This is a genomic window from Emticicia fluvialis (genome assembly GCF_024793945.1).
GTDB lineage: Bacteria > Bacteroidota > Bacteroidia > Cytophagales > Spirosomataceae > Emticicia > Emticicia fluvialis.
Genome location: NZ_JANUSD010000002.1, coordinates 223846 through 240596, shown reverse-complemented (window position 1 = coordinate 240596; position 16751 = coordinate 223846). Strand labels below are relative to the sequence as shown.

The following is a 16751-nucleotide window of genomic DNA, read 5'->3' as shown; positions in this document are numbered from 1 at the left end:
CATGAAACAGCAAATTGCCCGGATATCCTTAATTGTAAAGGATTATGATGAAGCCATAGAATTTTACACAAAAAAATTGAATTTCAAGCTCCTTCAGGACACACCCTTAAACGACAACAAACGCTGGGTAATCGTTAGCCCTCCCGGAAACACTTCGGGTTGCAGTTTATTGCTGGCTAAGGCATCATCAGAAGAGCAGGAAACAAGAATGGGGAATCAGACAGGCGGGCGTGTTTTTTTATTTCTTTTTACAGATAACTTCTGGCGGGATTATGAAAATATGACAGCGCAACAAATCAATTTTATAAGAGAACCGTCAGTAGAAGAGTACGGAACAGTAGCTGTATTTGAGGATTTATACGGTAATTTATGGGACCTCATTGAGCCCAATCAAAACTTTACTTCTTAATGCACGATTGTTGTTAATTTTATTGCCCGCATAACCAATCGCTACAAACTATCAGGTAATATTCTTTTTCTCTGGTAAAATCCACCCACCTTTAATACTTGCACTAAAGCATTGGTTATCAGCAAATAAAAAGACAAAAAACACTGAATCTTTAAAATTGCTTAGTATATTTGATTAAAAACTTACCTGGGCAATGGCAAAGAAATTACTGGTTCTATGCTTATTATTGAACGCCTGGCAATCTTTTGCCAACTCAATACTGATACCGATGGACGACAGTCAATCGAACCATCTGAAAGCCTATGGTATTGCCTACCAGCATTTACAAGCCAACATTGAACTGGACTGGCTCATAAATTACAGAGGTGGTAGCTTTTTGTTCGATTACACGCCCACGCTGCAGAAAGAATGCCTGATTAGAGGGGTAGCTTTTGAGGTGTTATCGTCTGCCAGTGTACAAACCATTAAAAGAGAAATTTCTGACCCCGACGTAAACATGGAAATGGTGCGGCTGTTTAAAGCTGCCAAAATTGCTGTTTACTCGCCCGTTAAAATAAGCCTTTCAAATTTTGAAGATACCGACGCCGTTTTACTGGCATTAAAATACGCCGAGATTCCGTTCGAGGTCATTTATGATGAAGAGATTATCAGAGGAGATTTAGCCAAGTATGACTGGCTGCATTTGCACCATGAAGATTTTACAGGCCAGTTCGGCAAAAACATGCGTCGGATGTCGCCTGCCGACATGAAAGCACAGGAAGACATTGCCCGCAGGCTTAATTACAGAAAGATTTCGAGCCTGAAACTGGATGTCGCCAAAATGATAAAGATGTTTTGTATGGGCGGAGGATACCTGTTTGCTATGTGTTCGGGGGCTGAAACGCTCGACATTGCGCTATCTGCCGAAAATACCGATATCGTAAGTAGCCGGTTTGATGGCGACGACATAGACGCCCAAGCCCAGTCGAAACTGGATTTCGACAAAACACTGGCCTTTCATAACTTCAACCTGTCGCTTAACGATAACGAGGGTTATTATGGCTCTATGTCTTTTTCAGACATCAACGTATGGTCAGGCCGCTTCGACGACGAAATAACTTCTTATTTCAATTTGTTCGAATTCTCAGCCAAGTGGGATGTCATCCCGGCCATGCTTTGCCAGAACCATGAGCATCTGATCAGGGAGTTTATGGGGCAAACTTCTTCGTTTAATAAAAAGACCGTTAAACCCAATGTACTGGTGATGGGCGAAGGAAGGGAGTCTGACCGCTATATTTATGGAGAACTAGGCCTTGGCCAATGGGTTTTCTACGGTGGCCATGACCCTGAGGGTCGGCGGGGTTTTCACCGCATTCCTACCGACCTGAATCTTTTTCCACATTCACCCGGCTACAGGCTTATTCTCAACAACGTATTGTTTCCTTCGGCCAAAAAGAAGAAACGAAAAACCTGATTGTGCATTTTTAATAAAAAATTAAACATCATAAAAACCATCACATTTGCCTGCTTTTACTCCACAATGCTGCTGACAAAACAGCAAAACATACCGTTTTCAAACCGGTTTCTAATTCATTTCGCCCTCTTGTCAAAATCACCTGGCACGTTTACCCGATAATTTCATTATTTTGGGGTATTAAACTTTTGGCTTTTGACATAAACTTCATTAAACCCTATGGATTTTTTAAACAACTTAGAGCCTCTGCTCCGTTCCTTCTGGTATGTGGCTGTGCCGACTAGTGTTATCTTTCTGATTCAGACCATCCTGACGTTTGCAGGAGTTGATGCGGCCGACGGCCTTGATGCTGATTTTGATGGAGACATGAGTGGTACCGATGAACCCTTCCAGCTTTTTTCGTTCCGGAACCTTATCAATTTTCTTTTAGGATTCAGTTGGACAGGCATTTCATTTTACCAACTGATAGCCAACCCTCTTTTGCTAATTGCCCTTGCCATTATAGTTGGAGCCGTTTTTGTTGCCCTTTTTTTCTTTATCATTTTGCAGATAAGAAAACTATCTCAAAACAATACCTTCCGTATTGCAAGCACTATCAATCAGGTCGGCTCGGTTTATTTGAGCATCCCTGGTCAAAAGAATGGTAAAGGCAAAGTACAGATAAGCGTAAAAGGCGCTTTTTTTGAACTGGACGCCATAACTGCTCAAGAAAGAATCAAAACCGGCGAGTCTGTCAGAATCATCGGCGTTGAAAACAACACCTTAATTGTAGAAAAAATTTAATCATTTAAACACTCCTTTTAAAAATGACTTCTCCACTTTTAATTATTATTGTGGCGGTGTTTGTGCTATTTGTAACAATCACGGCTCTTATTTCAAGATACAAAAGATGCCCCTCTGATAAAATCCTGGTGATTTATGGTAGAACAGGCGGCAGCTCGGCTAAATGTATTCACGGAGGGGGCGAATTTATCTGGCCGGTGTTTCAGGACTTTGCTTTTCTTGATTTGAAACCCATCTCAATTGAGGCCAACCTGACCAATGCGCTGAGCCGCCAGAATATCAGGGTAGATGTACCCTGCCGCTTTACCATTGCCATTTCAACCGAGGCTGATAGTATGAATAACGCCGCTGAAAGACTATTAGGCCTGAGCGCCGACCAGATTCAGGAGCTGTCTAAAGACATCCTGTTTGGTCAGTTGCGTTTGGTAATTGCCACAATGACCATTGAGGAAATCAATTCAGACCGTGACAAGTTTCTGGATAACATATCGAAAAACGTTGATACAGAACTGAAAAAAATCGGGTTGAAGCTAATAAACGTTAACGTAACAGACATTAAAGATGAGTCTGGCTATATTGAAGCATTGGGTAAAGAGGCAGCAGCAAAGGCCATTAATGAAGCAAAGATAAGTGTGGCTGAACAAGAGAAAATCGGGGAAACAGGTAAAGCCATGGCCGACCGCGAAAGAGATACACAAATTGCCGAAACCCACCGCGACAGAGACGTTAAAATTGCAATAACCCAGAAAGACAGAGAAATCAGCATCGCATCGGCAGGTAAAGATGAAGCCATTGGTAAGGCTGAAGCCAGCCGCGACACCCGTGTAAAAACGGCAGAGGCCAATGCCGTTGCCGTGCAGGGCGAAAACGAAGCCCGCATTTCAATTGCCAATTCTGAGGCACAAAGAAGAGAAAAAGAGGCAGAAGCGCTTCGTCTGGCCATTTCGGCCGAAAAAGTGCAACAGGCCAAAGCATTGGAAGAAGCCTATGTAGCCGAGCAAAAAGCAGAGTTGGCTCGCTCGGAAAGAGAACGCTCTACCCAAATTGCCAATATTGTGGTGCCTGCTGAAATTGCCAAGCAGAGAGCCATTATAGAAGCCCAGGCCGAAGCAGAACGCATCAGAGAAAATGCCAAAGGTGAGGCTGATGCCATTTATGCCAAAATGGAAGCCGAAGCAAAAGGTTTATATGAAATACTAACCAAGCAGGCCGAAGGTTATAAAGAGGTAGTAGCTGCTGCCGGCGGCGACCCAACCAAGGCGTTCCAGCTATTGCTGATTGAAAAACTACCCGAATTAGTTAAAACACAGGTAGAGGCTGTCAAAAACATTAAAATTGATAAAATTACAGTGTGGGACTCTGGCAATGGTACCTCTGAAAACGGCAACTCATCTACTGCTAATTTTGTATCCGGCATGATGAAAACCGTACCCCCGCTAAACGACCTTTTCAATATGGCCGGGCTGAATCTGCCCAATTACCTGAAAGGGGAAGGTTTGCCCGCAGAAAAAACAGAAGAACCTAAAACCGAAAAATAAAAAAAGCTACCCGGTTTAATGTATAGTGCCAGCTGCCGGGTAGCACTATTTTTTATTTAATTACTCAATAAAGCCACGATACATGCGTATCTTAGCGGCCTGAATATAAGTTTGAATTACAGGCAGATAAATACTGCTTTGTTTGTTAACTACTGTTACGCCTATGTCTCTCGACTCAAAAATAAAACAGCTGGCCAAAGAATATGCCGCTGAAACTATTGCCAATCGCCGTTATCTGCATACTAATCCCGAGCTTTCGTTTCAGGAATACAATACAGCCAGATTTGTTGCACAAAAGCTGAAAGACCTTGGCCTGTCTCCACAGGAAGGCATTGCTGATACAGGTGTAGTAGCGCTTATTGAAGGGCGCAATCCTGAAAGCAAAGTGGTGGGTCTGAGAGCCGATATGGATGCCTTACCCATTTTTGAGAAAAACGATGTACCCTATAAATCGGTTAATGAGGGCGTTATGCACGCTTGCGGGCATGATGTACATACGTCTTCTTTGTTAGGCACAGCACGTATTCTGAGCCAACTGAAAGATGAATTTGAAGGAACCATCAAGCTGGTTTTTCAGCCGGCAGAAGAAAAAGCCCCCGGTGGTGCATCCATTATGATAAAAGAAGGCGTACTTGAAAATCCGGCTCCTGCCAGTATGCTGGGGCAACATGTGGCGCCTAATGTGCCTGTTGGTAAAATCGGATTCCGGGAAGGGATGTACATGGCCAGTACCGATGAACTCTACCTGACCATTAAAGGCAAAGGCGGACACGGCGCCATGCCCGACCAATTAATTGACCCCGTACTGATTGCCTCGCATGTAATAGTTTCACTTCAACAGATAATTTCCCGCAATAAAAAACCGGCCAACCCTTCGGTACTTTCTTTTGGGAGATTCATTGCCGATGGCGTTACTAATGTGATTCCTAATGAGGTTACCATTCAGGGTACTTTCAGATGTATGGATGAAGAATGGAGAGAAGACGGGCTGCGACGCATGAAAAAAATGGCAGAGGGCATTACAGAAGCCATGGGCGGTATCTGTGATTTTGAAATTGTTAGAGGTTACCCTTTTCTGAAAAATCATCCTGAATTGACCCGCCGCATGAAAACAGCTGCTACTGCTTACATGGGCAAAGAAAACGTAATTGACCTTGATTTATGGATGGCGGGTGAAGACTTTGCGTTTTACTCTCAGGTGGTTGACTCATGCTTTTACCGACTGGGAACCAGAAATGAGGCCAAAGGCATAATTTCTGGTGTGCATACCCCTACTTTTGATATTGACGAAACAGCCCTTGAAATAGGCCCGGGTTTAATGGCATGGCTGGCTCTTGATGAATTAAGTACACGTTAGTCAGTAGCTATACAGTCAGAAACTTTCACAGTTTCAAGAAAATACAAATATTTCGATAAATAGAATTTATTTTAAACGTATCACCTAAACTGAAAAGATAAAATATATTATATTTTCAAAATACATTGAAAATATATCAACATTCTCTTCACTGCATTATGGAACTCCACAGCCGGGTTGGGAACGTTTAAGGTTATAAATTTGTAATTTATCAAGGTAAAAAACATAGTTTTTCCGTTGTTAATTGAGCAATCCTAATTTAGTAAAACAAAACTTATGAGCCAGATCAGAGTATTAGTAGTTGGCTGTGGTAATATGGGGGCATCGCATGCTATTGCCTACAAAACCATTGGCGGATTTGAAATTTGCGGTATTGTTTCAACCGGTAAAAGTAAAGAAGTATTAAATGAGCGCCTTGGGGGTGGTTATCCTTTGTTCTCAGATTACGACGAAGCATTGGCCAAAACCAAGCCTGATGCCGTTTGTATTTCTACTTACCCCGACACCCACGAGGCTTTTGCCATCAAAGCCTTTGAAAGTGGTGCCCATGTATTTATAGAAAAGCCGGTGGCCGACACCGTAGAAGGTGCAGAAAGAGTGGCTGCCGCAGCCAATAAGTATGGCAAAAAATTGGTTGTAGGTTATATTTTGCGTCATCACCCGTCATGGGAAAAATTCGTAGAGTTGTCGCATCAGCTTGGTAAGCCTCTGGTAATGCGGATGAATCTTAACCAGCAGAGCCACGGCAATATGTGGGATGTGCACCGCAACCTGATGAAAAGCCTTAGCCCTATTGTAGATTGCGGCGTGCATTATATAGACGTAATGTGCCAGATGACCCGCTCTAAACCCTTACAGGTAACAGCAATTGGCGCCAGATTGACAGATGATATTCCGCAGGATAATTATAACTACGGCCAGTTGCAAATTAGATTTGAAGATGGCTCAGTAGGCTGGTATGAAGCAGGCTGGGGACCCATGATGAGCGAAACCGCATTTTTTGTTAAAGACGTTATAGGCCCTAAAGGCTGTGTTTCAATTGTAGCGAAAGAAGCAGGCGGCACCGGTAAGTCAGACAATGTCGATTCTCACACCAAAACGGAGTCGTTACGTTTTCATCATGCCGACATTGACGTAAAAAATCAGTTTTTACAAGATGATGAATGGATAAACCTGACTGACGAGCCTGACCATCAGGAACTTTGCAACAGAGAACAAAGATATTTTCTGAAAGCTATACAGGATGATCTAGACCTGACAGACCACATTCAGGATGCCGTAAATAGCTTGAAAATTGCTTTTGCCTGCGATGAATCTGTAAAAACGGGGCAGGTAGTTTATCTTTAAAATTGGCATACTTTTTAAATTCAAAAGCCGGATGAATCTATAATCATCCGGCTTTTTTGTGGCTATTCTTTATAAATTCTAAAAACCCTGGTCTTATCGCCGTAATTTATAGTAAGAAAATAGATACCTATACTCTGGCTCGACAAAGCCTTATTCACGTCTTCTTTCAAGTTTACCCAATAGCCCTCTTTTTTGCTTATTGACTGGCCTCTGCTATCAACCAGGTTTATTTTTACAAATTGATTTTCAAAATCTTTATTGGCCAGCAAAGAAATCGTGTTTGGGGTAGGATTTGGATAAACCCCCAGGATAATTTCTTCCGGGTCAGGGTCAGGATCTGGGTCGGGATCCGGATCAGGGTCGGGGTCAGGATCCGGGTCAGGGTCTTTTGGACAAATCGGAATTACGCCTTTGTTGAAAGTACCACTTAAACCTGTTGGGTCAGTTACCACAAGACTTATTCTGTAGTAATACTCCTGGTTATCGCATGGCACGCGACCCAGAACAACCTCTCCCTCCGGTTTTTTAAAACTGGTTACAAAATGGGTGTGCTGGTCATGGTGCAACACAACTATCCATTGATACGATAAATCAGTATGTTCATCATCAACAACATATGCCGAAAGTTTTACTTTGTAGTCTGCTACATTTGAAAAACTATCGAGCGAATCAATGCTTGTTTTTAATATTTTCGGTGGGGTATTATTCAGATAGACCACAAACGTTTTGGTGTCTGACTTACCCACGTTATCTGTAACAGTAAGTGTTACGGTTGCTTCTTTAATTTGGTCGTCCGTATGAATATACACATTGTATGGGTCAGGCTCATCAGAAGTAATCCCGTCTCCAAAATCCCAATGAAATTTTAAGGGTCCACCCTCAGGGTCTTTTGAATCGCTGGCTTTAAACTTAACAAATAGGGGTGTTTTACCGTAATTGGTCGACATCTCAGCAACTACAATTGGTCTCAGGTTTGCCTGAGGGTCAAAGTAAATTCTTCTAACCTCATTTTTATCCGGATAATCATAGCTGACATAATAAATACTGCCATCAAGTGGGTTCTGGGCAAAGCAAGTCGGAAAAACACCGTCTGTGATATCAATTACCTCAACTGCATTGTTGTTACCGTTAAGCCTGAATGCTTTTACCCAGCCTTGGTAGTCACCCTGAAAATACAGATTCCTGTAATTTTCCGGAAAAGCATCTGATGTATCAAAAATACCTCCTATTGAGGCAATCCCCGTAAAAGGATTCCCTTTAAACTGCAGAGACCCAACGCCATAAGTTTCGCCATTAACTGTACTTTGCGCCAAAGGCCCTCGCCACTCAACAATCGGCATTACCGGATTCACAGGCCTGTAAGCCGAGTCTGAATATGACTGATTTACATAGCTAATACCTTCATACATGGGCCAGCCAAAATTCTGCCCACCTTTAGTTACTATATTAATTTCTTCCCGGTGGTCCCAGCCTACATCACCTACAAATAAAGTACCCGGATTACCATCTGCCGGATTCGTGCTACCAGTATTTGGTTGCACCACAAACCGGAACGGATTACGCAAACCATAAGCCCAGACTCTAGATTTCGCCGCTCTGGGGTTTGCTGCCTCATAGAAAGGGTTAGAGGCCAGTCCATCGCCGGTTACTGGGTCAATTCTAAGCAATTTACCGTTAAAGCAATTAATAATCTGGCTTTTAAAAGCATTTACGTTTAGCTCAGGAGTAATAATGCCTACTTCAATAGCTTCAAGAAACCATGGACTTTTACTGTCATCAGATGGTGGCTCGCTGGTAATAGATGCATCGCCCACCGACACAAGCAAGGTACCATCTTTCCCGAAAACCAAAGAACCAACACCATGATTATCTGTCAGAATAGGAATACCTGTTGATATACTCTCTCCAATCAGAACTTTCCGGCTATTGTAATCAGTACTTTTAAAGTCATCATCTTTTTTGAGCGTATATCTGGTAACCCTGCCGATAGATGTTTTAAAATTTTCTTCAATGCCAGGATTATACTCGGGCGTGCCATAGTATAAAACATGATGCCTTCTGGCAGTATAAAGCAGATAAATATGGCCGTTGTTAAGGAAATCAGGATCCAGAACAACTCCATTGAGCCCATGATCATTGAAATTAAGTACTTCTTCACTGATATCTAAAACAGGAACCGGATTCTTTACTCCCTTTTCGACCATATATATTTTCCCTGCTTTTTCCCAAACATACATTCTACCCAATTTATCGAAAGTCAGCCCAACGGGTATTGTCCAGTTATCAGAGATTTTTTCATCGATAAATCCGGGAGGCTGAGCAAAACATAGAGAGCTGATACATAAGAAGAAAGCAAAAAACAGATATGGAATTTTTCTTGTCATGATGCTAATTTAAATAGACAGAATGCTTCTGGATTTTAGTAACAACGGGGTAATTGAAGATAATCTTATACAAATATATCAACTTTTATTGAAGGGCATTGCCTTTAACGAATGCATTTTTTTAAAACAGGGCTTCAATTAAAACCTGGTTCTGCTGTCCTATTTAACTTCATTACCTTAAATACCGATGTTACATCGTTTAAAAGCCATGACGACTACCTGGCTTAATTGGTTGTTCCTTCAGAAAATAAACATTTGTGGCTTATATTTACAACTCAAAAAATTTCAACCTTATTTTCTATCAAAACCTATGTTAAAGCTAAAAAGCCCGGTTCGTTTTCTGTTAACCACACTGCTAATAGCCTTGGCTGTTAGTTGTATCTTTGCTCAAAATAAAAAAACAGCCGGAAACCCCGTTTTTCAAGGATGGTACGCCGACCCCGAAGGTACCATTTTCGGCAAAAAGTATTGGATATACCCCACCTATTCGGCTCCTTACGGCAAACAGGTATTTTTTGATGCCTTTTCTTCTCCGGATCTTGTAACCTGGACCAAACATGAACGCATATTAGACACCGCATCTATAAAATGGGCAAAACGTGCCATGTGGGCGCCATCTATTATTGAAAAAGATAAAAAGTATTATCTCTTCTTTGGTGCCAATGATATTCAGAGCGACAAAGAATTGGGTGGCATAGGCATAGCTGTTGCCTATAAACCCGAAGGGCCATTCAGAGATTACCTGGGCAAACCACTGATAGACAAATTTCATAATGGAGCCCAACCTATCGACCAGTTTGTATTTAAAGACAATGACGAATACTACCTTATTTATGGCGGCTGGAGACACTGCAACATTGCTCATCTGAAAAAAGATTTTACGGGTTTTATACCTTATGAAGACGGAAGTATATTTAAAGAGATTACCCCGGAAAACTATGTTGAAGGACCATTTATGTTTAAAAAAGATGGCAAATATTACTTTATGTGGTCGGAAGGCGGCTGGACAGGCCCCAACTACAGTGTTGCCTATGCCATTGCCGATACCCCCTTCGGGCCATTTAAGCGCATAGGTAAAATACTACAACAAAACCCTGCCATAGCCACAGGTGCGGGTCATCATTCGGTCATCCATGCTGAAGGCAGCAAAGACTGGTACATAGTTTACCACCGCAGGCCATTAACTGAAACCGATGGTAATTCAAGGGTAACCTGCATTGACCAAATGTTTTTTGATGAAAAAGGCCTTATAAAACCGATTGTAATAACCAACGAAGGCGTAGAAAAACAGACCCTAAAATAAATAATTATTTATAATGATTATGAATTACTGAAAAAATCTGCCAAAACGCCGCATTTGTCTATTTTAATGAACCAATTGTATAGATATACTATTATATTTGTACAAAACATCTATAAATATTTGCGGCGTTTCATTGCTGTCATACTGTTTATTACCATCTCATTGGGTAGCCTTGTTCCGAAAGTAAACTGGAGCCAGTCAATTAAGCTTTCAGAACTTGTAACACACTACTACCAGCATAAAAGAGATGCACCCAAAGACTTTAATCTCTGGGTTTTTCTTGTTATGCATTACTCAGCCAACTCAGAACACGCCAAAACAAAACATCCGAGCTTACCCTCTTTTGATATTAACGGTGTAAGCTATATGTATCTTTTACCGTCGCTATTATCCTTTAGCGGTACGGCAGTACTCTCATTTATCAGTAAAGAAGACCATTTCAACTGGCTTAATCATTACTTCTTTTCTGTCGAGTTAAACTTACTCAACCCTCCCAGGGCCTAATCCTCTCTCTCATTTAAACGGCTATCCGGGTCAGTGATGCACTGATTCCGCTAGGCTTATTCTGTTATATCAATATTTTATATACTACCTCACATTTTCTCATTAACATCATGTTTGATGCCATCATAAAATTTAGTATCAAAAATAAAATTATCATCGGTATGATGGTATTGGGTCTGATTGGCTGGGGCGGATACTCCCTCACCCAATTGCCCATAGATGCCATACCTGATGTTACCAATAATCAGGTGGTAATTTTATCTCAAACCCCTACCCTGGCAGCACAGGAAGTGGAGCAATACATTACTTCACCAATTGAGCAACAAATGGCCAACCTGCAGGGAGTAGAAGAAATTCGGTCTACATCGCGCCTTGGGCTTTCGGTTATTACCATCGTGTTCGACGAATCAATACACATGCTGCAAGCCAGGCAACTGGTTGCCGAGCAGCTAAAAGCCACTGAAGACAAAATACCAACGCAATTTGGCAAGCCCGAGCTTGCTCCGATAACCACAGGCCTTGGCGAAATTTACCAGTACACCATTGTACCCCTTAAAGGATACGAAGAGCGCTATTCGCTGACAGACTTACGGACTATTCAGGACTGGATAGTAAAACGGCAGTTAGCAGGTGTAAAAGGAGTTATAGAAATCAGCAGTTTTGGCGGATACGTCAAACAATATGAAATAAGCGCAAACCCAGAGCGCCTCCGTGCCAATAACACCAGCCTTTCTGAATTGTTTGACGCCCTGAGCAGGAACAATGCCAACACTGGCGGCAGCTATATAGAAAAAAACAACCAGGCGTATTTTATCAGAGGTGAAGGAACCACCAAAACCCTGAGCGATATAGAAAACATTGTGATAAAAACAGCAGGCAATGTGCCATTGCTGGTAAAGGAGGTAGCCACCGTACAATTTGGCCATGCCAACCGCTTTGGCGCCATGACCCAGAACGGAAAAGGAGAAACAGTTGGTGCAGTAGTGCTGATGCTGAAAGGTGCCGACTCTGAAAAAACCATTAAGGGTGTAAAAGAGCGGATAGCCCGTATTCAGAAAACTTTGCCGGAAGGCCTGGTGATTAATGCATTTATAGACCGTACCAAACTGATTGACAAGGCCATACATACAGTAGAAACCAATCTTATTGAAGGGGGGCTTATTGTGGTATTTGTGCTGGTGCTGCTTATGGGTAGTATCAGAGCAGGCTTGCTGGTGGCCTCTGTTATACCGCTATCAATGCTTGTAACGCTGAGCCTCATGAACACCTTCGGCATTTCTGCCAATCTGATGAGCCTGGGCGCTATTGACTTCGGGCTGATAATTGACGGGTCAATAATTGTGGTGGAAGGCATACTGCATTACCTGCAAGACCGGAGTATGGTACCTCAGAAAACAAAACTGAATCAGCCGGAAATGGATAATCTGGTATTTAAGGCAACTTCAAAAATCCTTAATTCGGCCATCTTCGGAGTTATCATCATCCTCACTGTTTACCTGCCGCTGCTTACCTTGTCTGGTGTTGAAGGCAAAATGTTTAAACCAATGGCTATTACAGTGAGCCTTGCCATTGTGTCGGCACTGGTGCTTTCACTTACCTACGTACCGGCAGTTTCGGCATTGCTTCTTAAAAATGAAGGCAACAAACACTTCAAAATTTCAGACACCATCGTTAATTCAGTTTTCAATGCTTACCAGCCCTTGTTCAAATGGGCTTTACAGAGAAAAAAACTGGTAATAGGCATTGCATTCGGGCTATTTGGCTTTAGTATCTGGATTTTCTCAACACTCGGGGGAGAATTTATACCCACACTTGAGGAAGGAGATATAGCTATTGATTTTCAGACTCCGCCCGGCACATCACTTTCTGCAACTGTAGACGCCACCACCAGGGCTCAAAAAGCATTGAAGAAGCATTTCCCTGAAATACAGCAAATTGTTGGCCGTATAGGTGCATCAGAAGTACCAACAGACCCAATGCCTGTTGAGATGTCAGACCTGATGATATCGATGAAAGACAAATCAGAATGGGTATCAGCCAAAACCAAAGAAGAAATATTTGAAAAAATGGCCGATGTAATTACCCGCGAGGTACCGGGCATGAGCCTGGAGTTTACCCAGCCTATTCAGATGCGCTTTAACGAAATGATTGCCGGCTCACGTTCTGAAATAGTGGTAAAGATATTCGGAAACGACCTTGAAAAACTGGCTGAGCGTGCTAGTGCCTGTGCCGCAGTAATTGAAAAAATTGACGGCGTGGCAAGCATAAAAATTGAACGTCTGGTGGGTTTACCACAGATATCAGTAGTATATAAAAGAGAAAAACTGGCTCAATACGGATTGAATATTGAAGACCTGAACCTGGTTCTTAAAACTGCTTTTGCCGGAGAAAAAGCCGGAACGGTGTTTGAAGATGAAAAAAGGTTTGATATGGTTCTGAGGCTTGACTCTACCTACAGAAATGATATTGACGGCGTAAAAGCATTGTATGTAAAACTGCCCAATGGCTCTTACGTTAACTTTGAAGAGGTGGCCGAAATCTCGTATATTTCGGCTCCGGCGCAAATATCACATGAAAACACCAGACGCCGCATAACCATTGGTATAAGCCCGCAAAACCGGGATGTAGAAAGCCTGGTTAACGAAATCCGCCAGAAACTTGATGCACAGGTGAAGCTACCGGCTGGTTATTACTACGTTTATGGTGGTGCTTTTGAAAACCTCCAAAAAGCAAAAGACCGCCTGAGTATAGCCGTACCTGTAGCCTTGTTGCTGATATTTATGCTGCTGTATTTTACTTTCAGATCTTTCAGAGAAGCCTCGATGATTTTCACCGCTATTCCGCTTTCTGCCATTGGAGGCATAGTAGCATTATGGGTGCGCGATATGCCCTTCAGTATATCGGCCGGGGTTGGTTTTATTGCACTGTTTGGGGTGGCTGTTCTTAACGGCATTGTATTGCTGAGCCACCTGAATCATCTGGAAATTGAAGGAATAGATGACATCTATCAGAGAACTTTTCAGGGTGTCAGAGACAGGTTCCGTCCGGTAATCATGACAGCCTCTGTTGCATCGCTGGGCTTTTTACCAATGGCCATTTCGCATTCGGCCGGAGCAGAGGTTCAAAAACCCCTGGCTACAGTGGTTATAGGTGGCCTTATTTCGGCAACCCTTCTTACACTTGTGGTACTACCCGTTATTTATACCTTATTTTCAAAAAAGAAAGTTCAATGAAAACGCAAACACTGAAACATTCAGGCCTTATACTTTGTGTGGTGCTGGCTTTTTTACAAGCCGCCAGAGGGCAAGCGCTATCATTGCAACAAAGTATTGATATAGCCGCCAAAAACAATTACCTGCTTAAAATAAGCAGTCTTGAAACCGAAGGCCAACAATTGCTGGTTAAAACAGCCAGAGAACTACCTAAAACCAATATAGATGTGCAGCTGGGTAGAACACAAACACCTTATACCAACGACTACACCTTGGGCCTGGTGCAACAATTTGCACATCCGAAATTGTATCAGGCACAGGCAGATTTGCAGCAAAGCCATGTAGTTGCCAGCCAGAAAAACCAGATTCTGCGCAAATCTGAAATTGTAGGTTCTCTGAAACAGCTATACTATCAGTTGTATTATTATCAGCAATTAAGACAGGCGCTTACCCAGCAGGATAGCGTATACCGTAGCGCCATGCAAATGGCCCAGGCCCGGTATAAAGCCGGCGAAAGCAATGCCCTTGAAAAAATAAGCGCAGAGGTAAGGCTACAAGACATCAATAACCGGCTAAGGATACTAGACAAAGACGAATCGGCTGCTTATCAGGCTTTTAAAATAGTATTGAACAACAAGGATGATTTTTCGCTTGATTTTTCTTTGCCTCTGAAGAGAGATACCACCGTAATCAGCCGGTCTTTCAACAGCTTGAGTAACCCTCTATTGGCAGTTGTGGAACAACAAACCGAGGTAAGCAAAATGCAGACTAACCTTGAAAAACAGCGATTAAAACCTGACTTTCGTTTGGGAATCATCAATCAGAGTATTGAGCATCAGCTTAACCAGATGGTGGTGTCCGGCGGTATCGGCATACCGATTTTCACCAAAGCGCAGAAAGCAAGAATAGAAGCGGCACAGGTGAACGAAAAAATAGCGGAATCGCATCTGCGGCAGGCCGAAAACCAGATAACAGGCCAGCTTCATGTTTTAAGGCTCAATTATGAGAAACACCGCAGTTCGCTTGCTTATTATGAAAAATACGCTTTACCACAGGCCAACGTGCTCATGAAAAATGCCATGAGAAGCTATCAGAGCGGAGAAATTGATTATGTTGAGCTGGTGCAAAACAATCAGCAGGCATGGCAAATTAAAGACGACTACCTTCTAACAGTTCTAAATTTTAATCACACTATCATTCAGATAGAAACACTACTGGGTATAGACTAAACGGCACATACAATGAAAACATATTTTTTTCTGTCACTGATAGGCCTTGCATGCCTGCAGGCCTGCACAAAGAACACTGATGCAAATAAAAAGGCAAATACCTCTACTGCCGATTCGGCACAAACCAATGCCCCCACCGGGCTTATAAGGGTATCGGCTGAACAATTCAAAAACCTGCATTTGGGTATGGGGAACTTTAAAGAGATGCCTCTGAATGAAGAAATTAAAGCCAATGGGGTGGCCGATGTGCCACCAGAAAACATGGCCTCTATCAGCCTGCCCATTAATGGATTTGTAAAAAATATCTCTTCTAATAATGCGCTTCCAGGCAGATTTGTTACCAAGGGTACTGTACTGGCTACAATTGAATCTATTGAGTTTATTCAGATGCAACAGGATTACTTTCAGGCAGCAGCTCATACCGGTTTTCTTGAAAAAGAACTGGAGCGCCAGCAAAGCCTGAATGCTGAAGACATTGGCGTAAAAAAGAAATTGCAGCAGGCAGAGTCAGACTTTAAAGGTAACCAGGCACTTGTGAAATCGCTTGAGGCCAAGCTTCGGGTATTAGGCACTAATATTGCTGCACTTAAAAAAGGCGATATATCTGCAACATTAAATATTATTGCCCCTATTAGCGGATACATTAAAGCCACAAATATCAATACCGGCAAATCTGTAGCCCCGAATGATGTACTGTTTGAGATTATCAGCAAAGAACATTTGCACGTTGAACTGAAAATTCTTGAAAAAGATGCTTTTAAGATACAGAAAGGGCAAAAAGTATTGATTGATGACACGCGACTGGGCGATAAAGTTGAAGGAACCGTTTTTTTGGTAGGCCAGACCTTTGAAACAGACTCAAAAGCAATAAATGTGCATGTGCACCTGAACAATGAACAACAGGAGCAAAGGCTTATACCGGGCATGTTTATTAACGCCAGGGTATTAACCGGCACCAGAAATGCCAGAACATTACCTGAAAGTGCCGTGTTAAGAGAGCCCGATGGTAATTTTATTATGATTCTCGAAAAACAAAACGACAAAGAGGCAGTTTTCAGAAAAATACCTGTTAAATTAGGAGGTTTACAAGAAGGCAACATAGAAATTTTGCCGGTTGGAAACCTTGATTTTTCTCATCAGGTCGTAATCAGCAACGGACATTTTTTATCAGGAATGAGCGGAACTGATGAAGAATAAATAATTGTTCAGACCAATAGGTACATGTACTTAAC

At 42.3% G+C, this 16751-nt stretch carries 12 protein-coding genes; 11 read left to right on the top strand and 1 reads right to left on the bottom strand.

The window, feature by feature from the left end; all coding sequences use genetic code 11:
• Position 1: 1 nt before the first annotated feature.
• From NZ848_RS02920 to NZ848_RS02895, 6 genes are all read left to right on the top strand, one after another.
• The gene (locus NZ848_RS02920) at positions 2-409 is read left to right on the top strand and encodes a VOC family protein (protein ID WP_259014285.1); all 408 of its coding nucleotides are present in this window, start codon (positions 2-4) and stop codon (positions 407-409) included.
• A 193-nt stretch (positions 410-602) separates the two neighbouring features.
• Entirely contained in the window at positions 603-1862 is a 1260-nt protein-coding gene (locus NZ848_RS02915) for an asparagine synthetase B (protein WP_259014284.1), read from the top strand.
• A 219-nt stretch (positions 1863-2081) separates the two neighbouring features.
• The gene (locus tag NZ848_RS02910) at positions 2082-2645 is read left to right on the top strand and encodes an NfeD family protein (protein WP_259014283.1); all 564 of its coding nucleotides are present in this window, start codon (positions 2082-2084) and stop codon (positions 2643-2645) included.
• A gap of 23 nt (positions 2646-2668) precedes the next feature.
• Complete coding sequence (locus tag NZ848_RS02905) at positions 2669-4183, top strand: flotillin family protein (RefSeq protein WP_259014282.1); 1515 nt, start codon at positions 2669-2671, stop codon at positions 4181-4183.
• A gap of 163 nt (positions 4184-4346) precedes the next feature.
• Positions 4347-5540 carry a M20 metallopeptidase family protein gene (locus NZ848_RS02900; protein ID WP_253533796.1) on the top strand — a complete coding sequence of 398 codons (1194 nt, stop codon included), beginning with the start codon at positions 4347-4349 and terminating at the stop codon, positions 5538-5540.
• 276 nt (positions 5541-5816) lie between these two features.
• Positions 5817-6887, top strand: a complete 1071-nt coding sequence (locus NZ848_RS02895) for a Gfo/Idh/MocA family protein (RefSeq protein WP_259014281.1) — start codon at positions 5817-5819, stop codon at positions 6885-6887.
• A 62-nt stretch (positions 6888-6949) separates the two neighbouring features.
• On the opposite strand, the gene NZ848_RS02890 is transcribed toward NZ848_RS02895, so the two are convergent.
• Positions 6950-9271: a PQQ-dependent sugar dehydrogenase gene (locus tag NZ848_RS02890; RefSeq protein WP_259014280.1), complete on the bottom strand. Its 2322-nt coding sequence runs from the start codon at positions 9269-9271 to the stop codon at positions 6950-6952.
• Between the two features lie 310 nt (positions 9272-9581).
• On the opposite strand from NZ848_RS02890, the gene NZ848_RS02885 reads away from it, so the two are divergent.
• The 5 genes from NZ848_RS02885 (at position 9582) to NZ848_RS02865 (ending at position 16716) form a co-directional block, all read left to right on the top strand.
• Entirely contained in the window at positions 9582-10574 is a 993-nt protein-coding gene (locus tag NZ848_RS02885) for a glycoside hydrolase family 43 protein (protein ID WP_259014279.1), read from the top strand.
• Positions 10575-10694: 120 nt separating this feature from the next.
• On the top strand, positions 10695-11078 hold the full coding sequence (locus NZ848_RS02880; protein WP_253533793.1) for a hypothetical protein: 384 nt from the start codon (positions 10695-10697) through the stop codon (positions 11076-11078).
• Between the two features lie 110 nt (positions 11079-11188).
• Entirely contained in the window at positions 11189-14311 is a 3123-nt protein-coding gene (locus NZ848_RS02875; protein WP_259014278.1) for an efflux RND transporter permease subunit, read from the top strand.
• Positions 14308-15519 carry a TolC family protein gene (locus tag NZ848_RS02870; protein WP_259014277.1) on the top strand — a complete coding sequence of 404 codons (1212 nt, stop codon included), beginning with the start codon at positions 14308-14310 and terminating at the stop codon, positions 15517-15519. The genes NZ848_RS02875 and NZ848_RS02870 overlap by 4 nt, the downstream gene beginning before the upstream one ends.
• 12 nt (positions 15520-15531) lie before the next feature.
• Positions 15532-16716, top strand: a complete 1185-nt coding sequence (locus NZ848_RS02865) for an efflux RND transporter periplasmic adaptor subunit (protein ID WP_259014276.1) — start codon at positions 15532-15534, stop codon at positions 16714-16716.
• Positions 16717-16751: the final 35 nt, after the last annotated feature.